Origin of the sequence: Mycobacterium intermedium (assembly GCF_002086275.1) — a bacterium.
Classification (GTDB): domain Bacteria; phylum Actinomycetota; class Actinomycetes; order Mycobacteriales; family Mycobacteriaceae; genus Mycobacterium; species Mycobacterium intermedium.
On record NZ_MVHT01000012.1, the window covers coordinates 1 to 18,852 of the forward strand.

The window sequence follows — 18,852 nt, forward strand, 5'->3', positions numbered from 1 at the left end:
TCCTCGTCGTACCTCTTCGCCATGATGCGAACAACCTTCCCTCGAAAGAAGGTGTGCATCAAACCCGGGGTGGTTCAGTGCTCGACTAGGCGCGTCCGGTAGACAACTCACATGACTGGTACCGCCCGCGCCATCACGATCTTTCATCCGCCCGCTGACCCGGCGGGATTCGGCCGGTGGGCCGCGGTGTACGTCGCGTGCGCCGACAGGGCACCCGGCTACCTCGGCGCACGCGAATCGGTGCAGGGCAGCAGACCGCTTGATTTCGCCGTCGAGGTTACCTTTGAGCGCACCGATCAGTTGCACGCGTGGCTGGACAGTTCCGAACGCGATGCCGTCCTCCGCGACGGGCAGGCGCACGGCTACTGGCGGTGCGCTGCTGAGTTGATACTCGCCGAGGGCGAGCTTCCACCCACCAATGCGGGGGTTTTCCTGCACAGCGTCGCGTCGGGCAAGGAAGCCGAATTCGTCTCGGCCCAAAGCGATCTGACGCTGGTCAGCTCCGGCTTCCCGGGTTATGAGGGAACGTTGCTGCTTCCGGCGGACAACTCTGGCCAGTGGATGTCTGTGCTGCGCTTCCGCACCGCGGGTCAACTGAACTCCTGGATTCGGTCGCGCGAGCGCCAAGAAGCGTTGCCGCGCTTGCGTAATGAATTGACGCGGGATTTTGCCGAGTTGCCGCGCAGCGCCCCATTCGGGTCGACGGTTCGGGTCGCCGACGGCCAAACCAAGATCACCCCGGGTTGGAAGTCGGCGATGCTGGTGGTCCTGTGCCTGTATCCGACCGTGATACTGCTCTCCAAGACACTGGCACCGGCCCTAGGCGATGTCGGCGTCAATCCGGCTGCCACCATTTTCGTCGGCAATGTCGTCAGTGTCGCTCTACTGCAATGGATCCTGGTGCCGGCGGCGTCCCGTCCGTTCCGGCGCTGGCTCGACCCCATCGACGGTGCCTCGGGACGGGTCAGTGCGGTCGGGACGGCGGTCGTCGTCGTCGCCTACGCTGCGCTGTTGGTGGTGTTCAGCCTCATTGGTTAGTCAGCCAGCGATCATGACGTGTAGCTCCTCGACCGACCAGGGATCCGAGTCATGGTGGTCGCGGTACCCCAGCACCTGCGGCGTCGGCTTGTTGAACTTGCCGACGAATCCGCCTGCGGCAAGGAATATTTGGCCGGTTAGCGATTGGGCCAGGTCACTGGCGAGATACGCATAGAGGGGGGCCACAAAGCACGCCGGGGCGGCGTCGAGCGAGGCACGCATGGTCATCTCGTCGAGCAATCCACGACGGTGGAGGTCTTGGATGTGTGCCTCGTATTCCGCGCCGGTTGACAATCGCGTCCTGGCGCCAGGACAAACCACGTTGGCCCGCACCCCCGACCCCTTCAATTCCGCCGCAATCGCTACGGTCAACCCGTTCACCGCGCCTTTGCCGGCCGGATACCCGGTGCCACCGTAGTCGCCGAGGAACGCCACGGAACCGGTGTTGATGATCGACCCGCTGCCCTGCGCGGCCATGATCGGCGCGGCCGCTCGGCAGGTGTGAAACACCGTACCGAGGTGGGCCCGAATCAGATCGTCGAATTCGCTCGCTGAGATACTCAGGATCGAGGAATGCGGCGGTTCGGCTACACCGGCACAGTTGATCAGCACGTCCAACCGACCGTATGCGTCAAGGCATTTCTCGATCAGCCCCTGGGCGACGGCTTCCTCGGATGCCGCTCCGGCCAGGCCGGTGGCGCTGCCGTGGTGTGCGGCGAGTACATCGACCGTTTCCTGGACGGCGTCTGCGTCGCGCCCGTTGACCACGACACCCGCGCCGAGGTCGCAGACGAGTTCGGCAACCGCTCGTCCGATGCCTCGGCTGCCGCCAACGATGGCGACACCGCGTCCGGCGAGCAGCTTGTCGTCAGTCATGGCATCCGATTCACACGGGCTCGCGCGGCCACCAGATCCAGCGCTGGAGCACCACGACGATGGCCGGCAGCACGAAGCTGCGCACCACGAGGGCGTCCAGCAACAAACCGAGGCCGACGGTGACGCCGATCTGCGCCACGCTCAGCGCGCTGCTGGTCGCCAGCCCAAACATCGTGATGCCAATGACGATTCCGGCGACGGTGATGACCGCGCCCGTCGCGGCGAACGTGCGGATGATACTGACCCGCGGTCCGCCCGGACGTTCTTCACGCATGCGCCGCGCCAACAGCAGGTTGCCCGAGGAGCCCAGCGCTATGAGCAACACGAACGCGATCGGCGGGACCAGCCAATGCAATTCGTAGCCAAGCAGGCGTTGCCAGAACATCACGCTGGCGCCGAGCGCGCAGACGTAGGACATCGCAATGGTGGCCAATACGACGATGCCGGCGAGCGGACTTCGTAGCAGCAGTGCGGCGATCGCAAAGATGACGACAAGCGTGATGGCGACCAACAACAGCAGGTCACCGCCGACAAGGTCTTGGATGTCGCGGGTGGTTGGCCCGACGCCGGTCAGTTGCAGCCCAACCGGTTTGAGGGTGCTGTCCTGCGTCGCATCCCGCACCGCATTGACGATGGCACGAGCTCGCTGCGCACCTTCACTTCCCCACTCGTCTCCCTCGCCGTAGACGAGTAGCCGCGTCGCGAGTCCACTCGACGAGATGAAATCGGCAAGGACGGGCCGCATGTTCGGATCGGTGAGGATCCTGCGGGAGGCGTAGAGGTTCGCGCCCGGGGCATCCGGCGAGACGGCAGCGAGTTCATGCAGATAACCCGGCAATTCCAGGATGGATACCGGCGTGGCGGGGTTGTTCAAGACCAGCTTCAGTTGTGCCGCCGACGCCCGTACCTGTGCCATCTGGCCGGCTACTTGGTCCAGGATTTGCCCGAAGCTGGCCCCTCCGGACGTGGCCGCCGCGTCGGCAATCCCCTGGGCCAGGTGCTCTGCCCCGTCGGCCAGGTTCTTGGCGGTGTCGGCCACCCCGTTCGCCCAGCCCACCGCCCCTTGGGCGGCCGCACACACCGGGGTCGCCACGCAGTCCGGAATCGACCCTACGAAGCTGCGCAGCGGTTCGAAAATCTCGGCGACGTCGGCCGAGCGGCTCCGAAGTTTGACGATCGCGTCCTGCGTCAGATGGACGGCCAAACTCACCTGACCAATGCCATACACGCTCTGCTGCATGGCACTTTGGAGCAGATCCAGCGACTTGACCACTTCATTCGCCGCGGTCTCGAGATTGGGCAGCGCGTCCTGGCGCGCCGCCAACAGGTCCCCGAAATCGTAGAGCTTGTCGCCGAGGTTTCCGCCCGACGCCGTCAGTGCGGCCTGTTTGGATACCAGTCCGGCGGGGTGGCTGGCGGACTGCACCATGCGTACGCCGGGGATGGACATTATCGCGGTCGTGATCTTTTCGACGGCCGTCAGACCGGTCGGATTGCGAAGATCGTGATCGGTCTCGATGGTGACGACGGCGGGTAGCAGTTCGTTGGGCGGAAAGTGTCGGTCGGCGGCCTGATATCCGAGGTTGGAGGGGGCCCAACGAGGGGTCGCCGCCGCCTCGTTCCAACCGACCGGCACCCCCGGCAGGGCTATCGCCAGGACTATCCCCAAGACGCCACTGGCCACCAAGTACGGCGCCGGCCAGCGCGCCACAGCGGTGCCGATCCGCCGGAAGCGACGCAGCGTGCGCCTGCGCTCTGGTGGTTTGAGCAGATCGAAACGACCGGCAAGCGCAATCAACGCCGGGGTCAGCGTCAGCGCCGCAAGACCCGCCGCGATGACACCGATTGAGCACAGAATGCCGGTCGTCCCGAACATGCTGACGCGGGCAAGGTCCAGCCAGCCCACCGCGCCCAAGGGTGCGACCACGATCAGGGTGGAGGCCACGATGGCCGGGGCTACACCGTGGTAGGCGTCGGTCAGGGCGTCCGACGGATCGAAGTCTTCTCTTCGCCGTTCGTGATAGCGCCCGATCAGGTAAACCGCGAACACGGTGCCGGTCCCGACCACGACCGCCGTGCTCAGTTCGAGCGAAAACAGATTGACGCCGATGACGTTGCGGTCGACGAGCAGGGTGATGATCGGTTTGGCTACGGCCAACGACATCACAACCGTAACCAGCGGCACCATCGCGGTGATCAGGGAGCGATAGAGGATCAACAGCAGGAACAACAGCACGGCGAACGTCGCCAGCGTGATGAGCTGCGTGTGTCTGTCGATTGCCGCGAACTCGTCCATGATGGTGACGCCAGGGCCGGTGACGAAGACATGGACGCCGTCGGGGGAACCCATCTGGGCCACGATGGAACGCACCGCGGTGATCGACTCTCGCGCTTGCGACGTGCCGATCATGCCCGACAGTCGCAGCGCCGCGAACACGGCTCGGTGATCGGCGCTCACTGCCGCATCTGCGGTGGCCGGAATCCCCCACCGGTCTTCAACTTCGACGATATGCCGAGAATCGCTGCGTAACGCGGCCAGCAATTGGTCGTAGTACAGCCGGTCGCTGTCGTCGAGGGCCCTGTCCTTTTCGATCACCACGTAGGCGATGTTGTCGCCGGGTGCCTCGTCGAACGCCCTTGCCGACCACTGCACCGCTTCCCAGCTAGGCGTGCCGTAGGGCGAGTACGGCTGATCCTGGAGGGTGATGAGTTGTTCGAGTTGCGGGGCAACACTATTACCGATGACGACGGCGAGCGCCCATGCGCCGATGACCAGTAGCGCGAAACGCTGGGTGAATCGAGCAATCACCGCATGAACCTCAACTGCGTCGCGGGGTCAGGTGTCACGGCCGCATGCCGATACCGCTCGATTGTTGCGTCACCTTCGCCTCGTTTGAGCTCGTGGAGCGACCCTCGTCAGAGTCGGCTAATTCAACCACCTCGGACACCGGGTTGACAGTGATTTCCACCCGCTTGTCGGCCGCAGCTACCGCGTTCATCGGATAAAGTCCCCGGTCGTGCCCGTGCTGCGATTCCTCTGGCGACGAGTGCTGGCGTTTGACCGGATTGGCTCGCGCATTCCCCAGTTGATCCAGGTATGGCTGATTGAACTGCTTTTCGTGATGCCGTTGACGTTCTTCATTGGGAAAGTCATCGACATCCACGGGGCCTTCGGCGTGCCGGGCACCGGCGAACGGCTGGACGGGGTGTTCTGGGGAGCGTTGATCATTTCCCTCGTCTTCGGATCCCTCTTTGTGCGCTCACTGATCAGGCCTCGAGTGGTGCAGGGTTCATGGACGCCGGTGGTACATGCCGATATCGGCCCAGCGACCGTTTGCGGCGGCAATCGCGCGTGGACGGTGACCTATCCCTACCTAACCAGCCACCCGTCCTATGCCCTACTGCTGCTGCTGACTGCTCCCATCCCGGCGGTCATGTTCGCCGCGACCATCAACCAAGGCGACAGTACCTTTTATTTCCGGGTGAGCGGGATAGTGGGGCTGACCATACTTGCCCTGCTGGCATTGGCACGCGTATTGGCCTGGTACGTCTTTCGTTTCGGCCGACGTCAACTCGACGAACAGCTTCGGGACATGCCGGTCTCGCCCCGCCGGCTCGGCTGGGAGATTGCCTGGAAACCCGTGCTGGTGGTCGTGGTGTTGATCTATGCGATCGTCTGCATCCCGCTGGGGGCCATGTGGCTGAAGGAGAAACGCGCCATCGCCGCGTTGCCCGTGGTCACCGTCGCGGATGCGGACCGTCCTGGCAGCTATTTCCGCGTCGAAGGCACGGTGATCTCCCAACCCATCTACTGGGCGCCGCGCGGCACCGGCCGCGGCGGCAACAATTACGCGGGCGCCGGCGTCTTGGTTGCCCTGCCTTCGGGCGGACAGGCGCTGTTGCTTGCCGAAGCGCTGTCCGTGGCCGACTTCAGGGGAATGATTGCCCACGTCCACAACGGCAGGCTCAGCGCCACAGGCAAAGTGATCGACGAATTCACCGCCAGCCAGCGCCGGTACTACGGATTCGACGAGAGTGTCTTTCCCGAGCCAACTTCCGATGGACGGGTGACGTTACTGCTGTCCAATCCGTAGCTCGCGACCAAGACGACCGTGCGTAATGGCAAGTGGATGAGCGACTTCCGTTTCGAACGTGACTCGAACTTGGTGACGACATCGTCCTGGCCGGTGGGGTCCGCACGGCGCTTTGCGAAATCCGTCATCTGGGATGCGGATGTGTCGTACCGTTCTCAGTGGTCTCACGCGGTTCAGCCAATAGCCGGGTGCGCAGAGTCGCCTTCTGTGAGACCGGGGTTGGGGTTGTGTATCCGAGGGAGTTGCACGATGAGGAGATCAGTCACCGCGGTCGCGGCCTGCGCCGTGCTCCTGGCGTCGGCAGGCTGTGGAGAGCGCTCGAGCCAGCAAGCTGACCACAAACCCGCACCGGCCCAGTCATCGACGCCGACGGCCGACCCCGCACCGACAGCAACGATGAACATCCGCTACGAAGACGCCCAGACGGATGAGGCACAGCGCGGCCGCCAGCTCATGCAAGACGCCAAACTGTTGGAGACCGTCAGCCAACAGGTCAATGACACCTTGAACCTGCCCTACGATCTGACGGCAGTCGGCAAGCAGTGTGGCGAGGCCAACGACTACTGGGATCCCAACGTCAACGAGATTCAGCTCTGCTACGAAGATCTCCAGCAGAGCGAGCGGCGCTTCGCCAACAACGGCAATCCAGACTCGGTGCAGGCCGCCGTCGACGCCATGATCGCAGCGTTCTATCACGAACTCGGGCACGCCACCCTGGCCGTCTACCAACTCGCGTTCACCGGACGGGAAGAGGATGTGGCCGACCAGCTGTCGGCGTTCATGTTGCTTGCCCCCGGGGCGGACGGAAAGCCCTATCCCAACGGTGTCCGGATTGCGACCAACACCGCGCAGGACTGGAAATTGAGCGCCAAAGAGGATGGCGACGCCAACGAGCTCCCGTTCTGGGATGGCCACTCGATGGACATCACGCGGATGTACAACTGGGAATGCTGGATCTACGGCTCCGACACGACGGCCAACGCCAACATCGTCACCTCCGGTGAACTGCCCGAAGACCGCGCCGACAACTGCGAAGACGAGTTCCAGAACATGTCCAAGGCGTGGCATCAGATGCTGGGACCGCACCTGAAGAAGCCGAGCTGAGGCGGGCAGCCGAGCAGGAGTTCACGGACTGTTCAGGACGGTGTCGGTCACAGATCGTCGACCGCACACGAGGACCGTTTTTCCTCACGCTATGCGCATCGTTCAGGTCGCCAACTTCTACGGACCTCGCTCCGGTGGCCTGCGTACCGCGGTAGACCGCCTGGGTGCCGAGTATTGCGCGCGGGGCCACGAAGTCTTCCTGATCGTCCCGGGTCCCCACGCCGAACGAACGCGGCTTGACACCGGCGTCGTACGAATCACTATGCCGGCCAGGGTACTTCCGTTCACCGGCGGCTACCGTGCGATCATGCCGGGACCCGTACACGCGGTGCTGGAGGCGTTGCGACCGGACGCCCTTGAGGTGTCCGATCGGCTCACGCTCAGATCGTTGGGGCGCTGGGGCCGCGACCATCACGCCGCGACTGTGATGATCTCCCACGAGCGCCTGGATCGCCTTGCGGCGCAAATACTTCCGCAACGAAGCGCACAGAGGTTCGCCGACCTCGCCAACCGGCGCACCGCCGCCAATTACGACACCGTGGTGTGCACGACGAAATTCGCCCGCGAGGAGTTCGACCGCATCGGCGCCAAAAACGTTGTCACCGTGCCCCTCGGTGTAGACCTCGACACTTTCCACCCACGCCGACACTCGGCCGAGGTGCGCCGACAATGGGCCGCACCCGAACAGACGCTGTTGGTGCACTGCGGCCGACTCTCGGTGGAGAAGCGTGCCGATCGCAGCATCCATGCCGTCGCCGCATTGCGCGACGCGGGTGTCGATGCTCGCCTGGTCGTCGTCGGCGAGGGTCCGCTGCGGGCAAAGCTGGAACGGCAGGCAGCCGGGCTGCCAATCGACTTCACCGGCTTCATCTCCAATCGACACACCGTCGCCGGGCTGCTGGCCGCCGCCGACGTCAGCCTCGCACCCGGACCCCACGAGACGTTCGGCTTAGCCGCACTGGAGTCGCTGGCATGTGGCACGCCCGCGGTGGTGTCGCGAACCTCCGCGCTGGCCGAGATCGTTACCACCGACAGCGGCGCCCTGGCCGACAACGATCCGGTGGCCATCGCACACGCGGTCCGCAGCGTGGTCGGCCGGCCCGAGAAGGATCGCCGTAAACACGCGCGCCATCGTGCCGAACTGTTCACGTGGCACCGCGCGGCCGCCGGCATGTTGATGCCGCTCGGCAATGACCGCGATTTCCCTTACAGTGCTTGATTCTCCATCCCGTAAACCACGAAAATTGTTGTGCGACAAGCCGCAGCGGCGCATCGGGCCTGGTCACGGGTGCCTCTACGTTGAGCTGAACGTGCTCTTGAGGAGGCGCCGAGCGCGCCGGCACCCAAGGCGCCAGTCAGTGAAATGGTCCCAACGATTTTGTTGACATTCATTTTCGTGGCCTCCTGTCGGCCGCCTATTCGGCGCCCTTTGCGGGCGCCTACGCGTTAGACACACGTTTAACAGGGGCTACGACCACGAGAAATTTGGCTTACCCTGTGAAGCGGAGCACCAAACTTCGTCAGCCGACACCTTAACTGTGGCGCTACGACCCCACAAAGGAAGATATGGACCGGCTCGCAATTGGTTGTCTCAGCGTGTTCGGGCTGCCTCCGGTGGGCCTCGTCAATCTTGCCGCCGACGTAGGGTGCCGACATATCTCGACCACCGTGCGGGGGTTCCCGCTGGTGCCTCTGGGGTACCGGCCCTTCACCTTGAAAGACACCGCGCTGCGGATGGAGTTACGCGCCGCCCTGAACCACCGCGGTGCGTCGATCTCACTGGGCGATGGTTTTCTGGTGCTGCCCGACACCGACGTCGCCGTTTACTGTGGGGACCTGGACGTCTTGGCGGAACTCGGCACCCCTCGTATCAGTGTCGTCAGCCTGGACCCCGATCTTGGCCGCACCCTTGACCAGTTCTCCATCCTGGCGGCCCTCGCCGCGCAGCGTGGCATCATCACCACCCTCGAACCGGTACCCGGCTTAACGGTCGGCGATCTCCCCACGGCCCTGGCCGCTCTGAAACACGTTGCGCGGCCGGATTTTGTCCTCCTCATCGACACCATGCACCTGGTGCGGTCCGGTTCCGGCGCAGCGGACCTGGCCGCCCTCCAGCCCGGGTTCATCGGGTATGCCCAACTCAGCGACACCACATTCCGGCCGCGTGGTGACAACTACATGGACGAAGCCATGTTCGAGCGGATGGTGCCGGGCGAAGGCGAACTTCCGCTGCACGACATTCTGTCGGCGCTTCCCCGCGACATCATCATCGAAATCGAAGTGCCACAACGGTCCCCGGCGATGAATGGCGTCGACCCCATCGACCGCCTACGCCCGTGCGTCGAAGCCGCACGGCGTCTGTTGGCGGGCACCTCAGCTGGGTGAGATGCGGCTCGGCTGGCGAAGCGGAAGACCGGCCGCCCGATAGATCGCATCGATCACCGTCATGTTCTCCACGGCGTCTTCGGGTGTCGTCTTCACCGGTTCCCCGTGCAGCACCGCGGCGGTGAATGCATCCAGCTGGTAGGCGTAGGACGCACGACGGGGGAACCGCTCCCTCCGGTTGCCATTGGGCGACCGAATGGATAGCCGGTGAAACAGCTGGGGCACTACAGGATTCAGCACCCGCAAGGCGCCGCGGTCACCCACGACGTGCACGCTCATGTCCAACAGCTTCGACGACCACATCGAGCAGCGGACGCGGCCCGTGTACCCGCCCGCATAACGCAACTCGGCGATCATGGCTCGATCCACCTGCGGGCCACGTAATTTGGCCCGAGCCGAGACCACTTCCGGTGTAGCTCCACCAAAGATGCGGGCCATATGAACCGCGTAGCATCCGGCGTCCATCAGTGCGCCGCCGGCGAGCGAGTAGTTGTATCGGATGTCGGAGAACTTGGGTAGCGGGAAGCACATTGACGTTTCCACCCGCTGTAGGTCGCCCAATTCGCCCGAGGCGATGATTTGTTCGATCCGCAACGCTAGTGGGTGGTAGCGGTAGTGGAAAGCCTCCATCACCACCCGGCCGGACTTCGCTGCCAGGTCGGCAATTTCCCGCGCCTCGGCGGCGTTGGCGGTGAACGGCTTCTCACACAGCACGTGCTTGCCGGCGGCCATGGCCGCCCGCGTCCATACACCGTGCAGACCGTTGGGCAGCGGGTTGTAGACGGCGTCCAGGGTCGGATCGCCGATGAGCTTGACATAGCTGTCGTGCACTCTGGGAATGCCGTGTTTGGCGGCGAACGCCTCGGCCCGTGACACGTCGCGTGCCGCCACCGCGGCCACCTCGACTTGCGGGTTCCCCTTCGCCGGATTGACCAGGGCCAACGGGGCGATCCGGGCGGCTCCCAGAATGCCGATACGCAGCGGGGCGCGAGGCCGTGACTCACCCATCGCATTCACCGGGTCGGCGACGGGCGAATGCGGGTGCGCGTTCGGGGAGGACCCCGACACCGATGAAGTATGCGGGCACGAAAGTCAGCCACGGTATCCGTTCCACCAGACCGAGCAGGGCCATCGGTGGTGCGAAATCCTTGCCCTGCAGCAGGGGGCCGAGCAACGCGCGCTGCATTACCCGCTGCACCGCTTGGGTCACCGCGGTGGGAAATGCGCGGCGGCGTCGGACAGCGGCCAGCGTGCGGTCGGTCACCCGATGCTGTCGCAGCGGCTCGGCCAAGATCTTGGCGGCCGCGACGGCATCCTGGACGGCCAGATTGATGCCCACACCACCCACCGGTGACATCGCGTGCGCGGCATCACCAATGCAGAGCAGCCCATCAACATGCCAGCGCCGCAACCTGTTTACCCGCACATCGAGATGCTTGACGTCGTCCATCGAGGTCAGAGTGTCCACCGTGGTGACCGCTTCGGGCACCAAGGCCGCAACCTCGCGACGGAACTCGTCGATGCCCCGCGCACGCAACTGAGCATCGGTGCCCTTGGCCCCCAGGTATGCGATCTGGAAGTAACCCTCCCGGGGGATCACGGCCAGCGCCTTCCCGGGGCCAACGCGGGGCAGGAAGGAGAAATCGACACCTCCGTCGTGGGGCAGCCGAAACCACCACACATCGAAGTTCACCGGGTACTCACGAGTTTTCAAGCCGGCCTCATGGCGGGCGATCGACCAGCGCCCGTCACATGCCACGGTCAGCTCGGCCCGCAGCTCACCGGGGCCGTCGAGGCCTTGGTAGCGCACCCCGGCCACCCTGCCCCCCTCGTGAATCAGCCCGGTGACCTCGGTGTTCATCCGCAGGGTAAAGATCGGTTCGGCTTCGGCAGCCTCGGCCAGCAGGTTTAACAGATCCCATTGCGGCACCATCGCGACGAACGGGAAGGGCTGGCGCAAACGATCGAAGTCGAGGTAGGTGATCGAGCGCCCGTCCACGTCGAACTCGGCTTTGCTTACCTTGGTGAACGGCAAGGCCGCGAACCGGTCCCATAGCCCGAGCTCGTCGAGTAGCCGCAGTGTCGTCGGATGAACGGTGTCACCACGGAAGTCGCGCAAGAAGTCGCCGTGCTTCTCCAGCAGGGTGACCTGCACACCGGCGCGAGCCAGCAACAGACCCAGAACCATCCCCGCCGGACCGCCGCCGACGATCGCGCACGTGGTTGTATAGGCCATCAGCGCTCAAGCATAAGCCGCTGTCAATGACCAGCGCGGAAACCTGATCCGACGCGTTACTCCTGGCCGCGCGGCGGTGGCTGCACCTCGACCCCGCCGGATTCGTGCTCCGGCCCGGCGGCGGGATGTTCGGCGGGCACCCGGTCGCGGAAACGCTGCGCTTCACTGGCTTCACGTCGTTCCGCGGCACCGCTCCCGCTGCGGTACGGCCCAGGCTTCGGGCGCGGCTTTCCGCCGGGAAACGCCAACCGGAAGATGGTGCGGTGCACCAAGAACCACTGCTTTGAGAAGCGTCCAGAGTTGTAGGGCAGCTCGTAGCGCTCGCAGATCTCCTTGATCTTCGGCGCGATCTCGGAGTACCGACTACTCGGCATGTCCGGGTACAGGTGATGCTCCACCTGGTAACCCAAATTGCCACTGATCACGTGGAACAAGGGGCTGCCCTCGATGTTGGCGGCACCGACCAGCTGGCGCAGATACCACTCGCCGCGCGTCTCGTTTTCAACTTCTTCCTTGCTGAAGGTGTAGGTCTGGTCGGGAAAGTGGCCGCAGAAAATGATGGCGTGTGCCCACACGTTGCGGATGACATTGGCCAGGGCGTCGGCGGCCAGGGTACGCAGGTAGGTGCTTTCCGCGCCGGGCAACACCTTGTCCAGGAACGTAGCGGTGGCGCCGACCCGACCCTTGTTCGATATCTTGCGGAGTCGCCGGCCAAGACGCGATGTCGACGGCTGGTCAAGCCGGCCACCCGAGGCCAGCTGCGCCAAGGCGAAAGCGCCGGCGCTGATCAGCGGCCAACCTATGTAGTCCTTGATGATTTGCGAGCGTGCCTTGACACCAATGCCTTTGAGGTCTTTACGCACCTCCGACCACGGCTTCTCGCGGGCCCGGATGGCTTCGATGTCCATGTCGTGCACCGCCACGCCCCATTCGAACAACGCGGTGAGCAGCAAGTTGTACAGCGGCTGCGCCAGATAGGCTGGGGTCCACTTCTGATTGGGATCGATCCGCATGATCTCGTAGCCGAGGTCCTTATCCAGGCCACGAATGTTCGTGTAGGTGTGGTGGATGTAGTTGTGGGAGTGCTTCCACGACTCGGCGGTCGAGGCGGTGTCCCAGTCCCAGACCGAGGAATGGATGTCGGGATCGTTCATCCAATCCCATTGACCGTGCATCACGTTGTGCCCGATCTCCATGTTCTCCAAGATCTTCGCCATACCGAGGCAGGCAGTGCCGAGAAGCCACGCGGTTTTTGACCGAGACGCCAGCAGCAACACCCGACCGACTACCACGATCTGACGTTGTGTCGAGATCACCGTCTTGATGTAGCGGCGGTCGCGCTCGCCGAGATCGGCGAATACTTCGTCGTGAATCGCGTCCAGTTCTCTGCCGAGTTTCTCCCGTTCCTGCTCGCTCAGGTGGGCAAATGGACTTTGGGTGCGTTGCAGAGTTGAAGTCACTGCGGCTCCTTTCGATCAAAGTTCAAGTTCGACGTCGCCTTCGGCGGCGTTGATGCAGATCCGAACGTCCTGTTCGGTGGGCTCGCTGATCTCGCCCGAGCGCAGGTCGCGCAGCTTGCCCGATTTCAACGTGCCCACGCAGGTGTGACAGATGCCGATGCGGCAGCCGAAGTTCAATTCCAGTCCGGCCTTTTCCCCCGCTTCCAAAATCGATGTCCCGCCGTCACACTCGACCTTCTTGTCACTCTTGAGGAAGCAGACTTCGCCGCCCTCGCCGTCGCCGGCGTCACCGCCGATCTTGGGCTGGAACCGTTCGAAGTGCAGGCGGTCGGGGTCACCGTTGTTCTCCCAATGCTCGATCAGCGCATCGAGCATTTCTTCCGGACCCGAGCAGAACGCTTCGCGTTCCCGCCAGTCCGGACACTCCTCGTCAAGGTGGGCGGGTTCGAGTCGGCCCCGTTCCCCCGTCAGGCGCACGTCCAGCCGCACGCGCTCATAGCGGTCGGCGAGGTCCTCAAGGACGGGCAAGAACATGACTTGGTCACGGGTGCGAGCCGAGTGGATGTGCACCACGTCGCAACCGTCGGGGCCGAGTGCGCCGCGATGGTCGAGGCTGCGCAACATGCTCATGATCGGGGTGATGCCGCTGCCGGCGCTGATGAACAGCATCTTCTTCGGCAGCGGTTCGGGCAGCGTGAAAACGCCTTCTATTTCGCCCAGGCGCACCAGTTCGCCGGGCTGGATCGTTTCGACCAGGTACGGCGACACGACGCCGCCGTCCACTTTCTTCGGAGTGACGCTGATCAATCCGTCCTCGGGTTCGGGGTCAGAGGTCAGCGAATACGCCCGCCAGTGGTAGACGCCGTCGATGACCACGCCAAGCCGCACGTATTGGCCGGGCTTGTGTCCCGGCCATTCGTACCCGGGCCGAATGAGGATGCTCGCCGCCTGCGACCCCTGTGGTTCGACCCGCTCGACCTTGCCGCGGAGCTCCTTCGTCGTCCATAGCGGGTTGATCATCTCGAGGTAGTCGTCGGGTTCCAGCGGCTTGAACAATCTCCCCACCGCGCGCAGGAACAACCGCCGTCCGCGTGATACCTGGGGTTGAGCGCCACGTTCCGCCATGACCATATGCATAGACAGTCGTACACCGTGCTAAACCTGAAAGGTGAAATACACTGATATTGAATGCAATTCAAATTGAACACATGGAGCGCAGGGCTGAACAGCCGTTCACCAGAGTGCGCCGTGGCGGATCAATTGGGCCGATTGTCTTGATTGACTTGCCCCGGTTCTGCGCCGCGCAAACATGCGATGAGCAGCAGAAAGACCGGAAATCGGGATGACCGGGGGTCACATTCGGGGCGGGCGCGGCCGGGGTGCTAGCGCTTGATGGGCGTCAGCGGCAGCGGAATGCCGCGGTCGGCGAACTCGAACGCCGCGCCCTTGGAGAATTCGGTCATCGCGACCTCAGGGCTGCGCTTTACGGCGTCCTGGGACCAGCGGACCTCGACCACCAGCGCGTCGCCGTCGCGATGAACAGCGAGATCGTTCCAGTGCGGATCGACCCCCACCCCGATCGCCCGTAGCGGTTCGAGGTGCTCCTCGTCGATGGTCGCGATCCAGCCCCGGTCGCGCACCGCCGGAGTGTCTGCGGGGAGTCGCACCTCTACGACGTCGCCGTCTTGCGCGGTCACCGCGATCCCGGTGTACTGCAAGGGGTTCAGCGCCGGATGCAGTCGAAGGACGCGGGCTAGGTCCGCAACTCCCGATCCCAGCCCCAGACAGCGCCGAAGTCTGGCGGCCGCCACCCCGGCCACCCCGATGAATTGCTTTCGCAGCAGGTCGGTCGCTTGGTCGGCTTCGCATCGGCCACGCACCGACAGGTCGAACGACAACGACAGCAGGTGGTGTTGCAGAGCAACTTCTTCGGCCATCCGGACCAGGGCCGAGCGCGACCACTGATGAAATTGAACGTCGTCGGTCAATGGGCCCCGATAGTCGGTGATCCCGTCACCGGCCGACTCAATTTCGCTCAGCCGAACGCCGGCGGCTTCGGTGGCGCCGATGACCTCGGCCTCCTCGGGCAATGGCAGCGGCTCGTTGTCGGGGTCGATGCTGACCGTCCACGCGCAGTGTGGGTGGCGGTCGGACGGAACCCGCGGCGGCCGGTGGATGGGCCGGAAGCGGGCTCTGGGGTTGGTGGCGATCGCCGTGGCCTCGAACGTCGGATCCTCGATGTCGTGGCACATCTGCTTGACCGCTTCGTCGCCGAGCGGCTCGACGTCGAGCAGGGCTCCGCAGTGGTCGAGGTAGAACTCGCCGTGGTAGTCGTCGATGATCGTGTACCGGAAGTCCATGAATTGCGGCGGGGCACCGACGTCGAGTTGCATCATCTTGAAGATCTCGGCGACGGTATCTCCGGTCAGCCCGAACGCCGCGCGCATGCGCCGGGTGTAGACGGGACTTGCGCCCATCCACTCCTCGATGGCCACGGCGGTCATGCCGGACTGCCCGAATGCGGCAAGGACGTGCCCCATTCCGCTGCGGTCGATGAGATGCCCGCTGAGCAGGAGTTCGGGTACCAGCCGGGCGAGCTCGGGCTGAGTCAGTTCGTCGTATGCCATTGAGCTCCCTTACGCGTCACAGATAACATAACAACTGCAATGTTTTATGGTCAATCTGATCGGCTCCCAAGCCGGAGATTCTGCGAGTGTGGTGATCTAGTCGGCATGGCGCGACGAGTTGCCCCGACCCGGCCCGCCCACGGTAAACAGGCGCGGGCCGAACGCACGCGTGCGCGCGCGATCGACGTCACCGCCCAGATCGTGTTGAACGAAGGGCTGGCGGCGGCCAGCGGTCGGCACATCGCCGATACGGCGGGCGTCACCTGGGGCGTGATCCAGTACCACTTCGGCGATCGCGACGGCTTGCTCATGGCGGTCGTCGACCGGGGCTTTGCCGATCTGATGGACGCGTTGAAGTCACTGCCGCCGACGACAGCCGACATGACTACACGCGACCGAGTGGATACCGTGGTGACGGCGGCCTGGCAGGCGATGTCGAGCCCGACGGCTCGTGCGGCGACCGAGATCCTGATCGGCACCCGCGCAACCCGCGGTGCCGCGGAGACCGAGCATCTCATGCAACTGCACAAGACTTTCAGCGCGCTGGGCACGATGATCGACCAGAATCTGAGCCCCACGCAGAGCGCGGAAATCGGCACCCACCTACTGATCGCGTTGCGCGGCATGGTCGCGAACCAGTTGGCCATGCAACATCCGGTTGACACCACCAAAGACCGCCGCGTGCTGGTCGACATAATCACCTCCTACATCGAGAGCCGAATGGACCCGATTTCATGACAGACACGATGCAGGCACTCCTGCGCGAGCGGGTGGGTGATTCGGCGGTGGCCGTGAAATATCGTGAGCTGCAGTGGACTTGGAGTGAGTACTTGGCTGAGTCGGCGGCCCAGGCTGCCGCCCTCATCGGTGTCGCGGACCATGGCCGACCACTGCACATCGCCAGCTTGCTGGGCAACACTCCCGACATGCTGACCCAAATGGCAGCAGCGGCACTCGGCGGCTATGTCTTGTGCGGCCTGAACACCACCCGGCGTGGTGCCGCCCTGGCCGCCGACATCAGGCGCGCCGACTGCCAGATCGTCGTGACCGACGCCGAACACCGGGGTCTGCTGGACGGTCTGGACCTGGACGGCGTCCGGGTTTTCGAAACGTCGACGCCGCAATGGGCCGAATTGCTCTCCGGCGCTGGTGATCTGGCGCCGTATCGCCAGGTGGAGATGATGGACGCATTCATGATGATCTTCACCTCCGGGACCAGCGGCGAGCCCAAAGCAGTTCAGGTTTCACATCTGATGCCGACCTTCGCCGGGCGCAACCTGGCCGAACGCTTTGGGCTTACCCAGCAAGACATTTGTTATGTGTCCATGCCGCTGTTTCATTCCAACGCGGTCGTCGGGGGGTGGGCCCCGGCGGTCGCCTCGGGTGCCGCCATCGTGCCGGCAAAATTCTCGGCGTCCAACTTTCTCGACGACATTCGCCGGTACAACGCGACATACATGAACTACGTCGGCAAACCACTCGCCTACATCCTGGCAACGCCGGAGCGCGACGACGACGCCGACAACCCGCTGCGGGTGGCGTTCGGAAATGAGGCCAACGAGAAGGACATCCAAGAGTTCAGTCGACGGTTCGGGGTTCAGGTCGAGGACGGCTTCGGCTCGACCGAGAACGCCGTCATCGTGATCCGTGAGCCGGGCACACCCCCGGGTTCGATCGGCAGAGGGGTGGATGGAGTCGCGATATACAACAGCGACACCGTGACCGAATGCGCGACAGCGCGCTTCGACGAGCATGGGACGCTGGTCAATGCCGACGAGGCGGTGGGCGAGTTGGTCAACACGACTGGCTCGGGCTTCTTCACCGGCTACTACAACGATCCCGACGCCAATGCCGAGCGGATGCGCCACGGCATGTACTGGTCAGGGGACCTTGCGTATCGGGACGCCGACGGCTGGATTTATCTGGCCGGTCGCACCGCCGATTGGATGCGGGTGGACGGCGAGAATCTCGCAGCCGCTCCGATCGAGCGGGTCCTGTTGCGGCACAACGCCATCAACCGGGTCGCGGTGTATGCCGTCCCGGACGAGCGGGTGGGCGACCAGGTGATGGCGGCGGTGGTCCTGCACGACGACCGGCACCTCCGTTCCTTCGATCCTGGCTCATTCACGGAATTCCTTGCCGCACAGCCCGACCTGTCGCCCAAAGCCTGGCCGCGGTACGTGCGCATCGCCGCCGATCTGCCCAGTACCGCCACCCACAAGGTGCTCAAACGCCAGCTCATCAAAGAAGGAGTTGACGTCGGGGAGGGCGAAACCCTGTGGGAGCGTGAGCCACGCGGCACGGCCTACCACGTCAGGATCTCTGGCGAACAGCTCGCGCGGGAAGGTTAGCCGTCGATCTCGCCGGCGATGCCGCGCTCGAGGCTTTCGCGCGTGCTCGCGGGCAGCACGATGAGCCCCTCGAGTTCGTTGCGCGCCAGAGCATATGCCCGCTCGCGTTCCTGCGGTGTCGCGCCGGCGTCCGCGGCCACCCGCAACAAATTCTGGGCACGCGCAATCCGCTGCTGTTCCTCGCGCGAAAAGTCGCTGCGGCGCCGTCGTATCGCGTCGGCTTCGGCGGCGTCGAATGCCGTCACGTAGTCCTCGACCGCATCGAGGTACTCTCGGGCGGCTTCCCTGTCGTCGAGCAGATCCTCGGCTCGCACCGGCTTGTGAAAATCGGCCCGCAGTTTGGCCTTGTGAAACGCGGTCGTCAGGGGCTCGCGCATGTCGGTCATCACCGGGAAGTCGAGCAGCTTGCTGATGTCCAGCTCGTATTCCAACCAGCGTGCATCGGTACTCTCGTGCGCCTCCACCGCCCGGGTGATGGCGCGCCACTGCGCGGCGTCATTGGTGACGGTGGGGCCAGCCGGTGCGGTGGGGCCGTCCACCGCCGCTGCCGCAGGTTCTTCACGCAGCCGCTTGGTGTAGGCCGAGAACGCCTTGAGGGCCGCATACAGCCCGCCGATGAGCGGCAGGATCAGAATCAGCAGCTCGAGCAGACGGAACAGCACTCCCACCAGGCCAGGATGC

15 protein-coding genes are annotated in these 18,852 nt (G+C 64.3%); 7 read left to right on the plus strand and 8 right to left on the minus strand.

Features of this window, described 5'->3' with window-relative positions:
* Positions 1 to 111: 111 nt before the first annotated feature.
* The gene (locus BST27_RS06665) at positions 112 to 1,038 is read left to right on the plus strand and encodes a putative antibiotic biosynthesis monooxygenase (protein WP_079219773.1); all 927 of its coding nucleotides are present in this window, start codon (positions 112 to 114) and stop codon (positions 1,036 to 1,038) included.
* On the opposite strand, the gene BST27_RS06670 is transcribed toward BST27_RS06665, so the two are convergent.
* Together BST27_RS06670 and BST27_RS06675 are read right to left on the minus strand one after the other, a co-directional pair.
* Complete coding sequence (locus BST27_RS06670; RefSeq protein ID WP_069418312.1) at positions 1,039 to 1,914, minus strand: SDR family NAD(P)-dependent oxidoreductase; 876 nt, start codon at positions 1,912 to 1,914, stop codon at positions 1,039 to 1,041.
* A gap of 10 nt (positions 1,915 to 1,924) precedes the next feature.
* Positions 1,925 to 4,723: an MMPL/RND family transporter gene (locus BST27_RS06675; protein ID WP_069418311.1), complete on the minus strand. Its 2,799-nt coding sequence runs from the start codon at positions 4,721 to 4,723 to the stop codon at positions 1,925 to 1,927.
* Between the two features lie 238 nt (positions 4,724 to 4,961).
* On the opposite strand from BST27_RS06675, the gene BST27_RS06680 reads away from it, so the two are divergent.
* The 4 genes from BST27_RS06680 to BST27_RS06695 all read left to right on the plus strand — a co-directional run bounded on the left by BST27_RS06680 (position 4,962) and on the right by BST27_RS06695 (position 9,497).
* On the plus strand, positions 4,962 to 6,008 hold the full coding sequence (locus BST27_RS06680; protein ID WP_232007217.1) for a hypothetical protein: 1,047 nt from the start codon (positions 4,962 to 4,964) through the stop codon (positions 6,006 to 6,008).
* Between the two features lie 396 nt (positions 6,009 to 6,404).
* Positions 6,405 to 7,112 carry a DUF4344 domain-containing metallopeptidase gene (locus tag BST27_RS06685; RefSeq protein WP_372515546.1) on the plus strand — a complete coding sequence of 236 codons (708 nt, stop codon included), beginning with the start codon at positions 6,405 to 6,407 and terminating at the stop codon, positions 7,110 to 7,112.
* Between the two features lie 91 nt (positions 7,113 to 7,203).
* Entirely contained in the window at positions 7,204 to 8,331 is a 1,128-nt protein-coding gene (locus BST27_RS06690) for a glycosyltransferase (RefSeq protein ID WP_069418308.1), read from the plus strand.
* A 347-nt stretch (positions 8,332 to 8,678) separates the two neighbouring features.
* Entirely contained in the window at positions 8,679 to 9,497 is an 819-nt protein-coding gene (locus BST27_RS06695; RefSeq protein WP_069418307.1) for a sugar phosphate isomerase/epimerase family protein, read from the plus strand.
* Here BST27_RS06695 and BST27_RS06700 read toward each other — a convergent pair.
* The 5 genes from BST27_RS06700 to BST27_RS06720 all read right to left on the minus strand — a co-directional run bounded on the left by BST27_RS06700 (position 9,486) and on the right by BST27_RS06720 (position 15,820).
* Positions 9,486 to 10,505, minus strand: a complete 1,020-nt coding sequence (locus tag BST27_RS06700) for a Gfo/Idh/MocA family protein (protein ID WP_069418306.1) — start codon at positions 10,503 to 10,505, stop codon at positions 9,486 to 9,488. The two genes, BST27_RS06695 and BST27_RS06700, sit on opposite strands and share 12 nt — an antisense overlap.
* Entirely contained in the window at positions 10,498 to 11,733 is a 1,236-nt protein-coding gene (locus BST27_RS06705; protein ID WP_069418305.1) for an FAD-dependent oxidoreductase, read from the minus strand. Before BST27_RS06705 ends, BST27_RS06700 begins: the two co-directional genes overlap by 8 nt.
* 56 nt (positions 11,734 to 11,789) lie before the next feature.
* Positions 11,790 to 13,193: a fatty acid desaturase family protein gene (locus tag BST27_RS06710; RefSeq protein WP_069418304.1), complete on the minus strand. Its 1,404-nt coding sequence runs from the start codon at positions 13,191 to 13,193 to the stop codon at positions 11,790 to 11,792.
* 15 nt (positions 13,194 to 13,208) lie between these two features.
* The gene (locus BST27_RS06715; protein WP_069418326.1) at positions 13,209 to 14,318 is read right to left on the minus strand and encodes a ferredoxin reductase; all 1,110 of its coding nucleotides are present in this window, start codon (positions 14,316 to 14,318) and stop codon (positions 13,209 to 13,211) included.
* 257 nt (positions 14,319 to 14,575) lie between these two features.
* Positions 14,576 to 15,820: a hypothetical protein gene (locus BST27_RS06720; protein ID WP_069418303.1), complete on the minus strand. Its 1,245-nt coding sequence runs from the start codon at positions 15,818 to 15,820 to the stop codon at positions 14,576 to 14,578.
* Between the two features lie 105 nt (positions 15,821 to 15,925).
* On the opposite strand from BST27_RS06720, the gene BST27_RS06725 reads away from it, so the two are divergent.
* Positions 15,926 to 16,558 carry a TetR/AcrR family transcriptional regulator gene (locus tag BST27_RS06725; RefSeq protein WP_069418302.1) on the plus strand — a complete coding sequence of 211 codons (633 nt, stop codon included), beginning with the start codon at positions 15,926 to 15,928 and terminating at the stop codon, positions 16,556 to 16,558.
* Positions 16,555 to 18,171 carry a fatty-acid--CoA ligase FadD1 gene (fadD1, locus tag BST27_RS06730; protein WP_069418301.1) on the plus strand — a complete coding sequence of 539 codons (1,617 nt, stop codon included), beginning with the start codon at positions 16,555 to 16,557 and terminating at the stop codon, positions 18,169 to 18,171. Before BST27_RS06725 ends, fadD1 begins: the two co-directional genes overlap by 4 nt.
* Here the strand turns inward: fadD1 and BST27_RS06735 are convergent.
* The gene (locus BST27_RS06735; protein WP_069418300.1) at positions 18,168 to 18,839 is read right to left on the minus strand and encodes a hypothetical protein; all 672 of its coding nucleotides are present in this window, start codon (positions 18,837 to 18,839) and stop codon (positions 18,168 to 18,170) included. The genes fadD1 and BST27_RS06735 overlap by 4 nt on opposite strands.
* Positions 18,840 to 18,852: the final 13 nt, after the last annotated feature.